Consider the following 18351-nt stretch of genomic DNA (forward strand, 5'->3'; position numbering starts at 1 on the left):
GTCTGATCCTCCCCTAGATGTTTCTTACACCCCGCCAAAAAACATGCCATGTAGCCTCAAGTCGTTTCATTAGGTGGTCGTGATCACCATAAAGCATTTCAACAAATAAACTGTCCAGAACCGCCATATAAGCGCCCGTCGCCTGATCAATAGTAACGTCTACATGGATCAATCCTTCTTGCTGCGCGGATTGAAAAAGCACTTTGGCTTGGTCAGCCATTTGATCGATATAAGACAAGCTAAGCTTCATCGATTGCTCCTGCAAATGGACGGGAGAAAAAAAAGACATCCGCAAAAAAAACTTCGTATCCTCCTCTTTCTCGTACCGCTCTTTATATCCGGATAAGAAGCCAAAAAGCTGTTGTTCCAGCTGCTCATGACGTTCAGGCTTCAGATACGTTTCAACAAATTGAAGCTCTCTTTTCGCTGCATCTTGATATACCGCCATGAATAGATCGTCTTTGCCCTTAAAGTGATTATAAATAGACGGTTTCTTGATCCCTACTTCTGTAGCAATATCTGCAAGCGAGGCGCCCTCATATCCATTTTGCGCAAAATGGCGAAGCGCGACATTCATAATTTTTTGAGCTGTCATATACATCCCTCCACTAACTACCGGTCGTTAGTAATTGACTAACAGTTGTTAGTTTACCATAGAGATTTTAGAAATTCAAATTATTTTTTGTGCAGTTTTTAGTTTGAGCCATAAAGCACTAAGAAAACTTTATTTTCCTTAGACACCACAAGCCAAGCCTCACTCACATAAAAAACCGCGCATCGCGCGGCTTTTTAGACACGTATGTACTTATCGGCGTGGTAAACATTTCCACCATATCTTCAATAACGATTTACGGTTATTTATGATGGTATATCACACCCGCTTATTAGCTTCCCGGCGTAGACCTGCTTTGCCGGAACATGGGTGCTATTTGGCATCAGACTGCGCATGCGCAAACTGCCTTCACCTTATTTTAACATACGCCAAAGTGCGGGCATCCTGAATGACACCGCTCCAGTTCAGGCCGAAGCCGAAATCGTAGCGGCTGCCTGCCGCATCGACATGAACGTCCATATCATGCGGCACGTCCTCAAGCTGCTCCTCGACGGTCCGCATATTGGCGGGCATCTGCATCGGCAGCAGTGCGGAAGGCTCCGCCGCGCCGGTCAAAATATCCAGAAGCGCCTGATCCTGCGCGCCGAAATGAGCGATAATTGCGCTGGCCTCGCGTTCGAATTCCTCTACCACCGTCGGATTGGACAGCATGAGCGAGACGATGACGGGCTTGCCCTGCATCCGCTCCCTTGTCGTCAAAACCATGTCAAGGTCCGAAGCGTTCAAAACCTCGACGGTTTTGCCCTTGTAGCTGCGGTTCAGCACATCGCGCGGATCGCCGGCAAGGCTCGTTTCGCGGGCGTATTCGGCCGTATACGGCCGATACTGCAGGCTGATCGGCACGTATCCGTTGCCTCCCGCTTCCGTATCGGCCGTGCTGTAGCCGCTTGTCGTAATCGGGCTCTCGATGAACACCAGCCCGTAATCGGCTTCCCCGGGATCGTCCGTCACTTCAAAATACCGCCGGATGACTTCCAAATTAACCGGACTGCCCTTCACCTCCTGCACCGGCTGGCCGAACCAGTTCACGGACGCCGGACGGTACCGCTCGGGAATGTACACTTTTTTATGCTTTTGCAAAGGAAGCGCGCCGATTTCGTTTTTCAGCATCACGACCGATTTCAGCTGCGCTTCGTACCCGGCTGCCATAAATTCGGCGCTGCCCACGGTTGCAGCCGTCTCCGCAGCCTGAAGGTAAGGGTTCTCGAACAATCCGAGGCGGAACATGTTTTTGAGCAGCCGCACCGCGGATTGCTCGAACCGCTTGCGCATCCACACTTCGCCGTGCTCAAGGGCGCCGATCCGATACGCTTCGAGAATCGGCCCGGCCTCGTTGTTGCCACCGAATTGGTCCACGCCCGCCATGAGCAGCTTGTAGTGGCGCTGCGCCACCGTATAGTTCTCTTCTACGCCCCAGCACCGCCCGCCGGGGAACAGCTTGGAGATATCCTCACCTTCGTCGTCGGTAATGGCCCAATCGGTACAAACGACCCCGTCATAGCCGTACTGCGAGCGCAGCAAATCGTTAATGATATAAGAATTGTAGGAATTGCCGACGTTTTCCCCGTTCACGGTATCCTGACCGTACGAGATCGTATAATACGGCATGACGGCGGAAGCCTGGCCCGTCGGGCCGTTCAGCCGGAATGCCCCTTCCGTAAACGGAATCAGATGCTGGTCAAAATGGTTCCCCGGATATACGGCGAATTTGCCGTAGCCGAAATGGGCGTCCCGCCCGCCTTCGCCCGAACCGCCGCCAGGCCAATGCTTCACCATCGCATTGACGCTGTCGTAGCCCCAGCCGCCGGCGATTTCCGCCGCACCGGCGGAAGTCTGGAAGCCGTCCACGTAGGCGCGGGCCATATCCGCCGACAGAAGCGGATCTTCCCCGAACGTCATCCCGAAGCGGTTCCATCGCGGCTCGGTCGCGATGTCGATCTGCGGAGACAGCGCCGTCGCGATGCCGAGCGCGCGGTACTCCTTGGCCGCGACTTCGCCGAACCGCTTCGCCGCTTCCGGGTCGAAGGTCGCGGCGAGGCCCAGAGCTTCGGGCCACATCGAAATCGCGCCGCCCGCTCCGGCGTTGAACTCTTTGGAAGCGTCCGCGCTGTGCCGCGGGTCCGAGCTGATGTTCACCGGAATGCCGAGTCCGACGCTTTCCGCATAAGCCTGGATGTTGTTGTTCCACCGGGCGGCCGTCTCCGGGCTCTCCAGCATCGTCACGAGCACATGCCTGACGTGGTCGCGGGACAAAAATTCAACCTGCTGATCCGAAAGATCGTGCGGCCGGGCGCCGCTTTCCTCATACGGCTTATCCCCGTATGTAGCCGAAAACCAGCCGAGAGACGCCGGGACCGCCTGGTGGCTGCTGTACAGCATCAGTCCGGCGATCTGCTCGACGGACATGCGGGAAGCCAGATCCGCCGCGCGTTCTTCCGGCGATAAGCGCCAATCTTTATATTTGTGCAGCTTGCCGTCCTGATTCAAATCTTTGAAAGCGCATCCATCCTGTTCGATAATTCGAACCCCGGATGCAGCCGAGTACCCCAACGTCGGACCGTTCGGGTTCGTGATGTAATGAATGACCGCCTCTTCTTTGCCTTTGTTCATTCGCTCTTCTCTCCTCGCGCTTCATAATCGTCCTGTGTTCGCCAACTGCCGCGCGGCATATTCAACAACAAATTCGTTGGAAGACCGCACGTATCCTGCTTTAACAAACACGCGTACCCCTCGAAAAGAAGCGTACGCGCGTCTGACTGTTATTTGCCGTTTGCCTTCGCCCAAGCGTCCAGTTGCTTTTGCTTTTCTGCGATAATTTTGTCGAGACCGGCCGATTTCAGCTTTGCGTTGAATTCCTGCAGCATCGCCGTATCGAGCGTTCCCGTTTCGAGGCCGACGCGGTATTGGCTGAGCACGTTCGTCGCTGCGGCTACTTCCGTTTTGACCGGATCAACGTTAAATGTGAAGCCCAGCGCTTTGGAGCGGATCGAAGATTTGTTGAACTGCTGCATGTTATCCCAGTTTTTCGGATCTTCGCCTTCCCAGATGTAGGATAAATAGTTGTTGCCGACTTCCCACTCGTTCAGCATATAGCCGGATTCCCCTGCGCCCGCGGGCTTGGCGATCAGAATGTCGGATTTTTTGACGTAATGCTTGTTCTCAATTCCGTTATCGATCAGGTTCACGATGTCTTTATCCGTATACATCAAATTCATGAACTCCATCGCCTTTTCCGGGTTATCACTGTTTTTCGTAATCGACATCATGAAGGACGTGATGTTGGACGTTGCGGTGAACGGCTTGGTCAGCCTGACGCCGACCAGCTCAGCAGCGGAGTTGCGCGACTCCTGCACTTCAAAGCCCGGCTTCATGTTGGCTACGTAGCCGAACGCTTTGCCGGCTTTCACCAGGCTCGGACCGGTTTCCTGCGAAGTGGCGATGTCTTTCATGACGTATCCGGCTTGATACCATTTGCGGACGAGCGCCAAGGTGTCGGCATATTCCTTCGTCTCGAACAAGTTGACGACTTTCAGGTTGCCGCCGGAATCGGTCAGACCGCCCAGCCAGTCCCCTAGCGGGTCGAACGTCGCGCCGGTCAGCACCTGCGAAATCGTTTGTCCCGACTGCCCTTGACTTTGCTGGACGAGCGGGGCGATACCGGGCTCGTTGTCCTTGATCGTTTTTAAAACCGGCTCCAGGTCGCTGAACGTCTTCACTTTGCTCAGATCGATGTGATATTTGTCGACGAGATCTTTTCGCATCACCATGCCGTAATCCGCGGCCAAATCCCTCATGCTCGGAACCCCGTAAATTTTGCCGTCCACCTTCGTCGCGTTCAAAATGTCCGGCTCCACGACCTTCTTGATGCCCTGGCCGTATTTTTCCAGAAGGTCGTCAAGCGGAATCAGCTGCCCTTTGGCAACCTGACTGCCGTAATTGAAAACCGCCGAGCTGACCATCAGGTCCAGCTTCTCATTGCCGGCCAGCATCAGGTTCGTCTGCTGCGTCCAGGCGGAAATGCCGATCGGAATCAGCTTCACCGTTGCGTTGATTTTTTGCTTCGTGATTTTGCTGATCTCCTCCGAAACCGCCGCTGCATCCGGCATGTTCTGGAAATTGATGAACGCCACCGATATTTCATAAGGCTTGCCGTCGTCTTTCGCCTTGCCGCCCTGACCCGCATCGGCCTGCGAGCCGGATGAACTGCCGCAAGCCGCAAGCAAAGTCGTCGCCGTCAGCGTGACAGCCATCGTTCCCGCTACTGTTTTCCATTTTTTCAACATCGGATTTCCCCCTAAGATAGTATGATTTATACGAACCGGACTGGTGGTCCGGCAGTATTCAGCCTTTTACCGCACCGATGGTAAGCCCTTTGACGAAATACTTTTGAAAGAACGGGTAGGCGCAGATGATCGGGACGACGCCGATGACAGCCATCGCCATGCGCACCGTAGCGAGCGGAATTTTGGCCGTAGCCGTAGATTGATTGCTCCCCAGACTCGTCTGCTGCAAAAACTGAATGTCCGTCAGCATCCGGTTGAGCATATTCTGCAAGCTGAACAGCTTGCTGTCGGTGACGAAGATCAACCCGTTAAACCAGTCGTTCCAGTAGGCGATCATCAGCATCAGTCCGATGGTAGCGAGAATCGGCAGGGACAACGGCAAAATGATGCGGTAAAATATTTTGAATTCCGAAGCGCCGTCCATGTAGGCGGATTCAATAATCGGTACCGGAATCGACGTGCTGAAGAACGTCCGCATGAGCATGATGTAGAAGCCGTTCGTCAGCAGGCCCGGAATGATCAAAGCCCAGATCGTATTTTTGATATGGAACACTTCGGTGTAGATCAAATAGGTGGAAACGAGCCCTCCGTTGAACAGCATCGTGAAAAAAACGAGGAAGGACATGATGTTCCGCAGCGGCATATCTTCCCTTGAAAGCGGATACGCAAGCAAGGACGAAATGAGCAGCCCCCCGAACGTCCCGACGACCGTAATAAAGACGGTGATGCCGTATCCTCTGAGCATGGAGCTGGAATCGTTCAGCAAAAACTTGTAGGCATCAAGGCTGAACTTGCTGGGCCACAGCGAATAGCCGTGCTGAATGATCGCTTTTTCGTCGGATATCGACGCCATAAAGAGCAGGATAAACGGAAACAGGCTGGCACAGGTCAAGAGTAGAAAAAAGACGTTGACGGCAAATTGGTTCATGTGATTCGATTTCATTCGTTCCGACTCCTCTCTGTTAAAATAAGGCTCGTTCCCGGTTGCGCCGGCTGACGACATAGTTGGAAATAAGCACCAGGATAAATCCGACGAGCGATTGATACAGCCCCGCGGCGGAGGACATGCCGATATCGCCCAGGTTCATCAAGCCACGGTACACATACGTATCGATGACGTCCGTCGTCGATTGAAGCGGCCCCGAATTGAGCGGAACTTGATAAAAGAGGCCGAAATCGGAATAAAAGATGCGCCCGATCCCGAGCAGGCTCATGATCGTAATGGTAGGCATCAGCAGCGGCACCGTAATCGTACGGATCTGCATCCATTTGCCCGCGCCGTCGATCGTGGCGGCTTCATAGTATTCGTGATCGATGCCGACGATTGCGGCCAGGAAGATGATGCACAAGTACCCGACATTTTTCCAAATATTCACGATCGTCAAAATGTAAGGCCAATACTTGGCTTCGCCGTACCAGGAAATCGGATCGATGCCGAACAGAGGCAAAATATGGTGATTGACAAAGCCGTTGTCCACGTTGAGCATCGAGAGAACGAGATAGCCTACGATGACCATGGAAATCAAATAAGGCAGCAGCACAACGCTTTGGTAAAACCGCGACAACAACTTGTTTTTGATCTCGTTCAGCAAAATCGCGACCGCAATCGCCAGCACGAGATTCAGGATGATGAACAGGCCGTTATACAAAATCGTGTTTCTCGTAATGATGTAAGCATCGGACGTTTTGAACAAGTACTCGAAGTTTTTGAGCCCGATCCAGTCGCTGCCCAGAATCCCTTTCCGGTAGTTAATATTTTTGAAGGCGATAATGACTCCGAACATGGGCATGTAATTGTTGATGAACAAATAAATGAACCCCGGCACCACCATCAAAAATAAGGCCCGATATCGTTTAAACGTTTTCAAAGCTGTTCTCGCTGCGCTCTGTTTCACGGTGAGTTCCTCTCTTTCTTCTCTGTATGGTCCTATTGTAGAAGATTGGATAGGCAGCCGCTCACCAATAAAACGACCTTTTACTTTCATTATTCCGACTTTTCAGCAAAAAAAGACATCCCCTGCGCGCATGTAAGGGATGCCTTGTACGGCTGCGTTTGAAAGCGCTTAATGATTCCGGATTTGCTTGCGGTAATCAGCCGGAGTCATGCCTGTAGCTTTCTTGAAAATCGTCGAAAAATACGAAAGATTGGAATATCCCGCCGTCAGCGCGATGTCGCTGACCGGACGGTCGCCGGCCGCGAGCCATTTTTGGGCCAGAACGATGCGCTGCTGCTGCAAATATTCCGAGATCGCAAGCCCCGTCTCTTTCTTGAACACCCGCGTCAAGTAATCCGGGTTCAGGAACACGGCGCTGGCAATATCCTCGCGGCTGAGCGTCTGCTGGCCGATATGCTCAGCAATGAACTGCTTGACCTTCTCGACGACGGACAAATTTTCGTGAGTCGACTGAATGTGATTCATCGCGACCTCGATCACATAAGGTACCCACTCCTGCAGCGCGGTCAGCGAACGGACGACCCGTTCCGGCTTTTCCGTCAGCAGGCTGCCGGCGAACACTTTATGCGCAGGCAGCCCTTTCAACTGCAGAACGAAGAACACCATCTGCATAAAATCCTGGTAAAAAGCGTGCAACCAGCCGGCGTCGATCCCGCTCGCGTTCCGGCTTAACGAACCGAGACACAGCTTCACTTCGTCCAGCAGCTTCTCCCGCGCCCCCTGCTTCATCAGCTCAGCCCATTCGTCCATCTGAGGCGTCTGCGGCTGGCCGGCGGTTTTGTTCTGTTTGCGGAGAACGAGCGTTTGATTGACGAGCGTCACATTGTCGGCGTCCAGCTTTTTCAGCGTGCCGAACATCGCGACCATCTCGGGCGGCGCCGTCCGTTCGCCGATGTAGCAGCACAGATCGCAGTAAAAGTACTTATTGCACGCCTCGATGAAGCGGTCGCATTCCGGCACGATATAAGCGGGCGAAGCTTCCGTATCGTCCGGAATAACCGCCAGCAAAGATCCGTCCTGCATGGAAATGACCATGGAATTGCGGGCATGCCGCAAAATTTGCTCCTCGGCGACGTTTCTCAGGGCATATTCCATAATCCGCTGCTCCCGCTGCGTAAGCGGCTTGTGCCAGCGCTGAACATGAATGTAGATGGGCAAAAACCGCTGATCGACCGGAAGCGCGATGTTTTGCTTCGCCAAATGCTCGCGGATTTTTTCCGGCGTCGAAGGGATCGTCTGGCCGATCAAATCGTGCCAGAAGCGCTCCATCAGCAGCGGCTGATGGGCTTCCCACAGCTGAAGGTAATGCTTGTAGGTAGCTTCAAAAGCGCGCAGCTCCTCCTCCTTTTCCACCTTATCCAGCGCCCTGCCGATCACATCTTCCAGTTCTGAGTAGTCGACCGGCTTGAGCAAATAGTCGAAGCTGTTCAACTGGAGCGCCTGCTTGGCATAGGAAAAATCCGCATGGCACGTCAAAAATACCGTCTCCGTGTTCGGAAAATGCCGCCGAACCCAGCCGAGCAGCTCAAGCCCCGTGCCCTGCGGCATTTCGATATCGCAAAGCAAAATATGAATAGGCTGCTCCTCGAAAATTTCCTTCGCCTGGCGAATATTGAACGCCCTATGCACGGCCGAAATGTTCAGCTTGTCCCATTTTACGCCGGCCTGAAGACCTCTGACGGCATGCGCTTCGTCGTCGACAATAAGGGCATGATACACGCTTGCCACTCCTCTCGATGTTCAATTCAGGAAGTTATCGGAATTCTCAGCTCCACTTGAGCGCCCTGCGGCTGCCTGTTGGCAAAATCAATCTGCGCCTGCGCCCGATACAGAAGCCGCAGCCGCCGCTTCACGTTCCACAGGCCGATCTGCCCGCCTTCCGCGTCAAGCAGTTCTTCGCTGGTCCGCAAGGTATGCAGCATGTCCGCCGGAAAGCCCTGCCCTGAATCCTGAATGCGGATTTGCAGGCAGGGGACCGATTGATCGGCAGGCTTGTCCACGCTGATGCGGATAAAAATCGGCTCATCCAGCGTCATTCCGTGCTTGATGCAGTTCTCGACGATCGTCTGGATGACCAGCGGCGGAATGCCATAAGCCAGCAGCTCATCCTCGGCTTCTATCCCGTAGGACAAATTGTCCGGGAACCTGAGCTGCTGAATGCGCAAATAGTTTTCCGTATGCTTCAACTCATCCCTGAGCGACACGTAATTGGAGCCGCTGCGGAACATAAAGCGGAAATAGGCGACCAGGCATTTGCTCATCTCCTGAATCAGGGCGTAATCTTTCACTGTGGCCAGATTGTAAATAATGTTCAGCGAATTCAGAAAAAAATGCGGATTGATTTGCAGCTGCAAATGTTTCAGCTCTTCCCGCTGGGCATTCAGCTTTTCTTCGTACACGTGAATTTTCAAATCCTGAATTTCCTCCGTCATCCGATTGAACGTATCGTACATCATTTCAAACTCGGTAGAGGTCGCCTCCCGCTGCAGCCTCCATTCCAGATTGCCGTCCCGCAGCTTTCTCATGGCGACGACGATGCGGTTGATCGGCAGCAGAAACACTTTTCGCATAAAAAACAGAAAACCAACCAGGAAGCAGCTCGCCACCACGGAAATGACCGAAGCGATGCGCTGCACGAAAGGAAGCTTCTCCAAAATGACCTCGTCGGGAATTAAGGCAACCATGGAAAAATCGCCTAACGAGGAAGGCTGGCTCATGACCAAATATTGATTTTTGTCGCCCGATAAATAGTAAGGCTGGTTCGCATTCGGTTTCAATAAGATGTTTTTTTCCCTGACCAGATCGGCGTGATTCATCGGCTCAAGCCCATTCGTCGCGAGCAGCACCGCCCCGGATTTGCCGAAATCGATCATGCTCAACGGCGATAGCAATTTCTCCGCGTTCACCCACGCCCCGACGTAAACGTTGCCCGTTTTAATCAGATGAAATAAGTAATACGCCTGGCCGGACCGCCAATAGTACCAGCGCGTATTGTCATACTGCGACGTATCTCCCTGAAGCATCTGCAAAATCGCCGACTTGACGTCCGCGCGCCCCTGGTAGCTCGATCCGAAGTTTTGATTCCAGATCAGCTCCTGATTGACCTCGGAATAGATGAAAAACAGGTCGATCGATTTATAATAGCTGATTTCGTTGGAAATCGAGTTGTACAAGCGCAGCTTGGCTTTCAGGTAATCGTTTTCATAAGCGGACGACGAAACTTCGAGATCGAGCAGATCCGTATTCAACTGAGACAAATTGTATAAATAATTGTCCACTTGCTGCAAATTTTGGTCGGTTTGCCCGACATACAGGCTGAGCGTATTTTTGTTCGATTGAGCCACTTCACTGCGGACAACGCGGACCGAATAAATGTTCAGCACAATCAAAACAACGACAAGCGGGACGATAATAAAAATAACGCCAAGCAGCTTAAAACGCAGCGAATTGAAAAAAGGTCTGAAAGCTTTCATCGCAGATCAGCTCTTTCATCGGTGATTTGTCTCTCTATAGTATCATTTTCATGCAAGCGCTGTCTCTGCTCAAATTCATGAAAAAACCCGGCTTCCCGGCGTGCGCAAATCCCAGGCGCGTGTGCCGACGCACGGCGGCGGGCATGCCCCGGAGAAGGGCCCGGGGCGGCGGGCGGGCGCGTGTGCCGACGCATAGCGGCGGGCATGCCCCGGAGATGGACCCGGGGCTGCGGGCGGGCGCGTGTGCCGACGCACGGCGGCGGACATGCCCCGGAGAAGGACCCGGGGCACCCGCCAGGGCTGGCGGAGCCACTTCGCCGGACGGAAGCCCGCGATTGCTCGGCCGCTTGCGCCAGCGCAACCACTTCGCCGGACGGAGACACGCGATTGCTCGGCCGCTTGCGCCGGCGCAGCCACTTCGCCGGGCGGAAGCCCGCGAATGCTCGGCCGCTTGCGCCGGCGCAGCCACTTCGCCGGACGGAAGCCCGCGATTGCTCGGCCGCTTGCGCCGGCGCAGCCACTTCGCCAGGCGGAGACACGCGATTGCTCGGCCACTGGTCTGGCGCAGCTTCTTCGCCGGGGTAGAATATCTGCAAAAGCGAGTTTGTTGAATAGTTTTGCCGCTACCGGCAGCTCAGCCACTTGACCGTGCCAAGAAAACCTGCAAAAGTACATCTTTTTGCTCGTTGGCACGCCTGTAGCAGAAAATTCCTGCAAATCTGCAGGCTTTTTCGCTCATTCCTGAGCTTTGGCTCATTATGAGAGGGAATTCCTGCACTTTTGCAGGCTTTTCACCAAAACTGGCCGATTCGGCTCCAAAAGCCTGCACTTTCGCAGGTTTTTTGCTCTTGCGGTCGGCTACCAGTCGCCGGCTCCCGGTTTCCCGGGTTCTCGGTTCCCGAGCCCGGGCTACTGGGCTACCGGCCTCCCAGGCTGCTGCTGGCGCAGATGAGAAACCCCACGAAATCCGCCCGCTGGTGCTGAAGTAGCTGCTTCACTGGGAGCAGGAAATCCACGAAAACCGCCCGGTTCCCGGGCTACTGGCTCTCGGACCCCAGACCCGCGGGCTCTCGGACCCCAGACCCGCGGGCTCCCGGACCCCAGATCCTCGGGGTGCTCCCCTAAGGTACCGGCCCCCAGGACCCTCGGGCTCCCGCCCCCTCGGCCGCCCTCGGCCGCCACCCCCTCAGCTGCCGCCATCCCGGCCTCCCGGAGGCCGCACCCCAAAAAACCTCCCGCGCAAACCGCGGCGGGTTTGAGCGGGAGGCGGGTCGGGCGCGATCAGGCTCGGCTTCACGAGGATTGCTTAACGATTTCCCGCAGCTCATGCCAGGATACGATCCGCGGTATGTCCAAATGCTTGTTGTACGGGTTATCTTTGGCATACACGCGCGCGGTCGAATCCGCCAAAGTGTCAAGCACGGCAGGCTTGTCGTCAAAATAATAATCCAAGCCCAATTCGTGGATTATGTGCACTTTTTCCGTATCGTTCATACCGCAAAAAAAGCGGCCTTCACCGACGGGAAAACGGTTTCGAACGAGCCACGCCTTCGTCCGCTCGCAGTGCTCCGCGGGTCTTGCCGTGATGTAGTACACTTCGTGGCCCTGGGCGTCCAGCTCCTGCAGCACCTCGACAGCATGCGGAAATGGCGGGCAATCGGTATAATAAATTTCGTCGCGGGAGCTCGACCACATTTGCCGGCCTTCCTCCAGCGTTAATCCGAATGCGTCATGGATCGCCAGCGTAGGCAAAGCGTTAAAAACGTCCAATCCGACATTTCGGCCGAGCTTCCGGTTGTATATATGAAAGGCGTGTTCTCTCAAGTTAATCAGCGTGTCATCGATGTCGAATCCCAGTTTCATACGCGCACCCCCGTTTCTTTAAAACATGCTCCAGTCAAACCGCTGCGAGAGCGTCTCGAGCAAATGCACCCCGGCCACGCTGTTGCCTTTGCCGTTCAGCGCGGGCCCGACAACCCCGATGCCGTAGCGGCCCGGCACCAACGTCAGGATGCCTCCCGACACGCCGCTCTTGGCCGGAAGACCGACGCCGATCGCAAATTCGCCCGAGGCGTTGTACATGCCGCATGTGATCATGAACGTTTTGGCAATCTGCACGTAGCGCCGCGGAATGACTTCGCGGCCTGTCGCCGGGTCCGTCCCGCCGCAGGCGAGCAGAAGCGCCATCTGCGCAACGTCCCTGCACGTCGCTTCAATCGAGCAATGGCGGAAGTAGACGTCCAGCACTTCCTCGACGTCGCCGTCCAGCACGCCATTGTCTTTGAGAAAATACGCCAAGGACCGGTTCCGGTGCGCCGAGGCGGCTTCCGAGCGGTACACCTCGCGGTTCACATCGATGTCAGGGTTTTGCGTCAACCGGCGGAAAAATTGCAAAATGCGTGCCGATTTTTCCTCCGGATCGCTTCCCTTGATCAGCGAAGAAATCGCAATCGCCCCGGCGTTGATCAGCGGATTGAACGGAATGCCCGGCTCCACAAGCTCCAGCTTGAGCATCGAATTGAAATCGTCGCCGGTCGGCTCTTTGCCCACCTTGGCGAACACTTCCTCCTCACCGCAATCCATCAGCGCCAAAATGAGCGTAAACACCTTGGAAATGCTTTGCAGAGTGAACGCAAGCTCCGCATCACCCTCCGAGACAGACTGCCCCGTCCGGTCCAAAATGCAAATGCCGAGCGCATCCTCCGGCGCCTTCGCAAGCTCAGGGATGTAAGCCGCCGCCGAACCTTCCGCGGAACGGGCACGGCTCCTTTTTACGGCTTCGGGCAAAAAAGCTTTGATCAAGTTCAACTCATCCATCACTTATCCGTCCTTTCGACACGGTCCAATCCTTATGCTGCACGGCCTATGATGCAGGCTCATAACGCCCTTCCTTCATCGAAGAGCGCCTGTACCATAATAACACGGCCAGAGAGCAAATGCTGACAAAAAATAAAATCAAATATACGTGCCTGTAAGCCGTACTTACCGTTACCCCGGTTTGAACCGCCAGCAGAAGGCCGCAGACCGCCACGGAAAAAGAGCCCCCGAAAAATTGGATCAGCTGCATCAGACCCATGCCGGAGCCGATCATTTGCTGCGGCAATATGCGCGACGTTTCGTTGTTGAGCGAAGCGATCGTTGCCGAAAAAGCCGGCGAGAAGCACAGATAGCCGCATAGAACGACAGCCGGAGAGGCAGCCAGATCGGCGGCGAAAAAAAGCAGCACGGCGGCCAAAATGCCGTGTCCGAGCAGCAAAAACAGCTGATTGCCGTACCGGTCGATCCAGTGGCCGACAAAGCGGGTCAAAAAAGCCGACAAAATCGCCCCGGGCGCAATCAGCAGGCCGATCGTCAGCGCCGACTTGCCGAACAGGTTGGCGAGCGCGAGCGGCATGAGGAACAGATTGCCGAGGTTGAGCACCAGGATGCAGAAGCCGACCGCAGACAGCTTCAAATACGCAGGTTTCTTAAGCAGCGCGGCGTTGATGAACGATGCCTTCGCCCGGCGAAGGTGCCAGCCGTGTGCGGCCAGCGACAACAAGCTGGCCCCGAGCCAGACCCATGAGCGCTGCGTAACGGCCGTCAGCAGCGTCGCGGCGTTGACTACGGTCAACGCCGCACCGAGGAAGTCGAAGCGCAGCTCCTTCGGCGCTTCTTTCGGCAGCAGGCGCAGCAGCACCGGAAGCACCGCGAGGATGAGGCAGGTGACGGCGAACAGGCCGTTCCATCCGAAGTACTCGCTGATCAGGCCGCCGACGATCGGCCCGAGTCCGAACGCCATCGCGCTTCCCGCCGAGATCATCGCGATCGCTTTGCCGCGTCTTTCGTACGGGATGTAGCGGCTGGCCAGCACCAGCCCGAGCCCCGCCATGACGCCGGCTCCCGCGGACTGCAAAATGCGCGCCGCCAGCAGCACGTGGTAATTCGCCGCAAAAATCCCGATCACCGACGATAATCCGAGCACGGTTAGTCCCACCGCGAGCAATTTGCGCAGCGGTATCGCATCCGTAAGCCTGCTGTAGATGACGGTCGACAGCGCATACCCGATGGAGTAGCTGGAGATCACCCATGACCCGAGATCCTCCGAAATGCCCAGATCGCGAATAATACTCGGCAGCGAAACGTTGAACATCGTCGTATTCATCACAACGATGAACAGGCCGAATGTCCATACCGGCATAACGATTTTGTCGTTCATCTGCTCTCATCCTATCTATATCCGAATCGGTGTGTCAGTTCTATTATTATACTTTGCGCCCGGTTTGACAAATACATCTCTTCACGCACAGCCGCGGCGGCGGGGGTCAATCGTACTCCTTTTTGTGCCATTCGTCTTCCGGAATCGGTATCGGCTCGCCGGAAAACCGCTGTTCCGCAAACGGGTCGGCGATATTGTGAAAGCCGTTCCGCTCCCAGAAGCCTTCCCGATCCTCCTTCATAAATTCAATCCCGCGAATCCACTTGGGGCTTTTCCAAAAATAAAGATGCGGCACGATCAGCCGCAGCGGCCAACCGTGCTTGGGTGTAAGCGGTTCGCCTTCATAGGTGTGCGCAAGCAAAATTTGATCGCCCATCAAGTCGTCAAGCGGGACATTCGTCTCGTAATCGTTATCGGCATGCAGCATGACATAGCGCCCCTCGGGCCTAATATCCAGCAAGCGCATGAAATCGCGGAAAAGCACCCCTTCCCACACCGTATCCAGCTTGGACCAGCGGGTGACGCAGTGAATGTCGCAGACGACCTGCGTTTGCGGAAGCGCCAGCAGCTCATCGTAGCGGAGCCGTTTTTCCTCTGCGACTTCGCCGAATACGCGCAACGACCAATCCGCCAGCTCGTAGTCCGGCACCTCGCCTTCATGCAAAATCGGGAACCGTTCCGTGACGACCTGTCCGGGCGGTACCCGGTGCGCAAGCGCGGCGTCAACGACGGGAACTTTCATTTTTTTGATGCGGTCTGCTTTGCTTTGTGAACTCATTTTTTTCATCCTTTCTTTCCGCGCAAAAAATCCCCGCTTACCGGGGAAAGTGACTATTGCTTTTCAAATTTAACGGCATCGGCCCCGACATAAGAACCGTCGGCTTTATTGGTGAGCTCTACATTTCCGCCGGTGCCTGCGCTGAAAGCGAACGTTCCGAGCGGAGTCCACCGGCCCCCGTTCGCCGCCTGATTGACGGCAACCGTTTGACTGCCGCTATTGTAATTTACCGTATATGAGCAGTTTGTGCAACGGTTGCTGTGGGCCGGATACCATACGGACACCTTGTAGTCGCCCGGAAGCGTTATATTCGGCGTCCATCTTGCCTTGGCTGTTGCCGTCGCAACACTGACCGCGTAGCGGTAATCCGCGCCGTATTTGTCAGCCATGCCGCTCGCCGTGTACCAGACGCCCGAGACGGCGGCAAATCCCGGGTCGGCGTTATCGACGATGATTTCCTGCTTCATGAATTTGACCGCATCGGCGTCCACGAACGATCCGTTCGCTTGATTCGTCAATTCCACGTTGCCCGTCGCTCCCGCAAGAAAAGGGAAATTTCCGAGGCGGACCCACCCGCCCCCGTTGACCGTTTCATTTATTTGCACTTCCTGGCTGCCTCCGTAGTAATTGACTTTGAATTTGCAGTTCGTGCAGCGGCTTGAATGGCCGGGATACCATACAAACACGTCATAGCTGCCGGATTCGGTCAAGTTCGGCGACCATCTGACCTTGGCCGATGCCGAAGCGCTGCTGATGGCGTATCTGTAATCGGCTCCGTACTTGTAAGGCAGTCCCGAGCTTAATGTCCATGTCCCGGATATGACGTTAAAGCCGCTATCGGCGTTATCCACGATCACCGGTCCGGTATTTTGCGGCCCTTTCAAATATTTGTAGGCGGGCTCAAGACCGGCATTGTTCATGATCGCCTGGGCTTGCGCCGACCAGTTGCCGCTCGTGACGATGGCGTTATCGCTGACCGTGTTCACTGTCGGGTCATTTCTGGAATAGCTGCTGTCCGTAAAATTCCACTGTGCGGCATTGTTCGTCGCCGGATTGGAAAACTGCTGGATGAAAAGCCATTCAGGCACGAGCGAAATCACGTTGCTGTTGACCGTGTAATATCGGGTGTTTTCATCCAAATATATCGCCGCATACTGATTGAGCTGGTTTCGCACGTAATTGTTCGCGATGCTGGAGCTCGGCTGTGAGCAGAGCGTATAAATGCCGCCCCCGTCGATCATGCGTTTCATAAAGTTGCTTATAAGATTGTATTGAATTTTGTTATTTTTCGACTCCTGGGCGCAATCCGACCAGCCCCACCCTACGCTGATTCCGGTGTAAGGAATATCCTCGATTTCGTTGTGCTCCACCAGCAAGCTGTCGTTATAATAGCCGAGTATGCCGACAGAGCCGAAATAGTCCGTACCGATTCGCGCAATGTAGTTGTTGCTTACCGTATTCCGTCTCGGCCACATTCTTGAATCGCTCAAATTGGCGGTATCGTTCGGTCTGATGGCATCGTTGCCAATCTCGACCGCTCCGGCGGACAAGTCCGTGAACGCGTTCCCTTTGATCACATTATCGTTGCCGCCCATGTCGAACAAAATCCCGGTGCCTCCCAGATTGGCAAACCGGTTGCCGATAATCTGAATCCGGTCGGAAGTCAGCGCCGTGATGGCTCCGGGAATCCGGTCCTTCCGGAGATTGTGCCTGTACTGCGTATCCCTGCTCGCATCCGGTGAGGCCGGAATGAGCGAATTGGCCTGAATATCGACAAAGCCGGCCCGATTCGGACGCGTCCAGTTCGTATGCCGGAACTCCAACCCCTGAAACACAAGATCGGTTACGGGTGCGGTGAAATCGCCTTTGAGCAAAATGAGCGTTTCCACCTTCGGAACGATCACTTCCGCCGTATTCATGTTTTCCCCGGCCCTCGGCCAGTAGTATAAATCGCCGGTATCCCGGTTAAAGTACCACTCGCCGGGACTGTCCAGAAACTCCTTGGCATTCTCAAGCCAATACGGCTTGTTGCAATAATTTCTTTTCGCCTGCGGCAGCGCCGGGTTGGTTGCGGCGTTCCACTCGATTCCGTTGATCACGGCCCGTGCTGCATTGTCGTTGCCGGGCACGGGATCGGTCTGATGAATCCGCAGCCTTTTGTGCATCCAATCGAGCAGGATCGACACTTCTATTTTATCGGAACTATCGGCCGCCCCACGGAGCGTATAATTCGGAATATTGAAGCCGTCCGTTTCCCGGCAATCTTTTTCCGCCGTACCCGTCATCGTAAAATAAGACCCTTCGTTCGGATTTCTAGCTCTTATCCCTTTCGATTCGTCTACATAGATTTGTCTAAAATCAATAGGATCATAGACGGAGCCGTACACGGAGCTATATACGGAACTGTATGCGGAGCTGTAGACCGATCCGTAAACGGAATTGTACACGTTTGTTTTGTAAACGTTTACATTTTCCGGAACCCAGTTTTTTATCGCCTCTCCCCCGCTAAAGACCGGTTTTTCGTCCGGCATATTCCGGTAAACGACGTCAAAGCCGTCCTTGCCCGAATCGGCCGCGTCAAATACGACGGTGGCGGTTTGCCGGTAAGTGCCGCCTCTGAAATATACGACCACATCGCCCGTCAGCGTGTGGCCGGCCAAATAGGAGCGCACGGCAAGCCGGGCTCTGTCCATGCTGGCAAACGGCGAAGCCAACGTGCCGTCCCCTGCCGTGTCGCTGCCCTCCGGGGAAACATAAAACTCTTGCTGCGCGGCCGCATGAGCTTTGCCGGCTCCATGCGCCAAAAAAGCGATGCCGACAAACAGCATCACCGACAGCCCGAACAACATCCATCGTTTTTTCATCGTGAAGCCTCCTATGACGATTCGAACTTGCAAACTAGTTAAAAACTATCGGGCATGAGTCGAACTCCACCTCCTTGTGCCGAAACAATGAGATAAACCTCTATCGAGGTCTTTTCGAAGATGTGAGGGCCGCGTTCAGAGGCAGGTTTATTCGCCAATAAGAAAGCTGTTCTTTGCGCTTTAGCGC

At 54.7% G+C, this 18351-nt stretch carries 13 protein-coding genes; 1 reads left to right on the top strand and 12 read right to left on the bottom strand.

Annotation, left to right across the window (positions count from 1 at the left end; genetic code table 11):
* Positions 1-13 precede the first annotated feature (13 nt).
* The 7 genes from AC3G2T_RS20815 to AC3G2T_RS20845 form a co-directional block, all read right to left on the bottom strand.
* Positions 14-595, bottom strand: a complete 582-nt coding sequence (locus tag AC3G2T_RS20815; RefSeq protein WP_488436736.1) for a TetR/AcrR family transcriptional regulator — start codon at positions 593-595, stop codon at positions 14-16.
* A gap of 366 nt (positions 596-961) precedes the next feature.
* Positions 962-3223 (bottom strand): glycoside hydrolase family 3 protein, encoded by a 2262-nt coding sequence (locus tag AC3G2T_RS20820; protein WP_488436737.1) that lies wholly within the window; start codon positions 3221-3223, stop codon positions 962-964.
* 149 nt (positions 3224-3372) lie between these two features.
* Positions 3373-4896: an ABC transporter substrate-binding protein gene (locus tag AC3G2T_RS20825; protein ID WP_488436738.1), complete on the bottom strand. Its 1524-nt coding sequence runs from the start codon at positions 4894-4896 to the stop codon at positions 3373-3375.
* Between the two features lie 58 nt (positions 4897-4954).
* Positions 4955-5839 (bottom strand): carbohydrate ABC transporter permease, encoded by an 885-nt coding sequence (locus AC3G2T_RS20830; RefSeq protein WP_488436739.1) that lies wholly within the window; start codon positions 5837-5839, stop codon positions 4955-4957.
* A 19-nt stretch (positions 5840-5858) separates the two neighbouring features.
* Entirely contained in the window at positions 5859-6728 is an 870-nt protein-coding gene (locus AC3G2T_RS20835) for an ABC transporter permease (protein WP_474684759.1), read from the bottom strand.
* A 231-nt stretch (positions 6729-6959) separates the two neighbouring features.
* Entirely contained in the window at positions 6960-8570 is a 1611-nt protein-coding gene (locus tag AC3G2T_RS20840) for a response regulator transcription factor (protein WP_488436740.1), read from the bottom strand.
* A 26-nt stretch (positions 8571-8596) separates the two neighbouring features.
* Positions 8597-10324, bottom strand: coding sequence for a sensor histidine kinase (locus AC3G2T_RS20845; protein ID WP_488436741.1), 1728 nt, complete (start codon positions 10322-10324; stop codon positions 8597-8599).
* 180 nt (positions 10325-10504) lie between these two features.
* On the opposite strand from AC3G2T_RS20845, the gene AC3G2T_RS20850 reads away from it, so the two are divergent.
* A complete protein-coding gene (locus tag AC3G2T_RS20850) occupies positions 10505-10909 on the top strand; it encodes a hypothetical protein (protein ID WP_488436742.1) in 405 nt (134 codons plus the stop codon).
* A 708-nt stretch (positions 10910-11617) separates the two neighbouring features.
* Here the strand turns inward: AC3G2T_RS20850 and AC3G2T_RS20855 are convergent.
* From AC3G2T_RS20855 to AC3G2T_RS20875, 5 genes are all read right to left on the bottom strand, one after another.
* A complete protein-coding gene (locus tag AC3G2T_RS20855) occupies positions 11618-12187 on the bottom strand; it encodes a 5' nucleotidase, NT5C type (protein ID WP_488436743.1) in 570 nt (189 codons plus the stop codon).
* A gap of 18 nt (positions 12188-12205) precedes the next feature.
* A complete protein-coding gene (gene glsA / locus AC3G2T_RS20860; RefSeq protein ID WP_488436744.1) occupies positions 12206-13141 on the bottom strand; it encodes a glutaminase A in 936 nt (311 codons plus the stop codon).
* A 46-nt stretch (positions 13142-13187) separates the two neighbouring features.
* Positions 13188-14522, bottom strand: coding sequence for an MFS transporter (locus tag AC3G2T_RS20865; RefSeq protein WP_488436745.1), 1335 nt, complete (start codon positions 14520-14522; stop codon positions 13188-13190).
* Between the two features lie 106 nt (positions 14523-14628).
* On the bottom strand, positions 14629-15300 hold the full coding sequence (locus tag AC3G2T_RS20870; protein ID WP_488436746.1) for a sulfite oxidase-like oxidoreductase: 672 nt from the start codon (positions 15298-15300) through the stop codon (positions 14629-14631).
* A 53-nt stretch (positions 15301-15353) separates the two neighbouring features.
* Complete coding sequence (locus tag AC3G2T_RS20875; protein WP_488436747.1) at positions 15354-18164, bottom strand: golvesin C-terminal-like domain-containing protein; 2811 nt, start codon at positions 18162-18164, stop codon at positions 15354-15356.
* Between the last annotated feature and the right edge of the window lie 187 nt (positions 18165-18351).

It is taken from the genome of Paenibacillus sp. sgz302191 (assembly GCF_057749925.1).

Excerpts from the sequence above, each read along its gene's own strand:
- AC3G2T_RS20815 (WP_488436736.1), bottom strand. The coding sequence starts at position 595 with ATGACAGCTCAAAAAATTATGAATGTCGCGCTTCGCCATTTTGCGCAA.
- AC3G2T_RS20820 (WP_488436737.1), bottom strand. The coding sequence starts at position 3,223 with ATGAACAAAGGCAAAGAAGAGGCGGTCATTCATTACATCACGAACCCG.
- AC3G2T_RS20825 (WP_488436738.1), bottom strand. The coding sequence starts at position 4,896 with ATGTTGAAAAAATGGAAAACAGTAGCGGGAACGATGGCTGTCACGCTG.
- AC3G2T_RS20830 (WP_488436739.1), bottom strand. The coding sequence starts at position 5,839 with ATGAAATCGAATCACATGAACCAATTTGCCGTCAACGTCTTTTTTCTA.
- AC3G2T_RS20835 (WP_474684759.1), bottom strand. The coding sequence starts at position 6,728 with ATGGTGGTGCCGGGGTTCATTTATTTGTTCATCAACAATTACATGCCC.
- AC3G2T_RS20845 (WP_488436741.1), bottom strand. The coding sequence starts at position 10,324 with ATGAAAGCTTTCAGACCTTTTTTCAATTCGCTGCGTTTTAAGCTGCTT.
- AC3G2T_RS20855 (WP_488436743.1), bottom strand. The coding sequence starts at position 12,187 with ATGAAACTGGGATTCGACATCGATGACACGCTGATTAACTTGAGAGAA.
- glsA (WP_488436744.1), bottom strand. The coding sequence starts at position 13,141 with ATGGATGAGTTGAACTTGATCAAAGCTTTTTTGCCCGAAGCCGTAAAA.
- AC3G2T_RS20865 (WP_488436745.1), bottom strand. The coding sequence starts at position 14,522 with ATGAACGACAAAATCGTTATGCCGGTATGGACATTCGGCCTGTTCATC.
- AC3G2T_RS20870 (WP_488436746.1), bottom strand. The coding sequence starts at position 15,300 with ATGAGTTCACAAAGCAAAGCAGACCGCATCAAAAAAATGAAAGTTCCC.
- AC3G2T_RS20875 (WP_488436747.1), bottom strand. The coding sequence starts at position 18,164 with ATGAAAAAACGATGGATGTTGTTCGGGCTGTCGGTGATGCTGTTTGTC.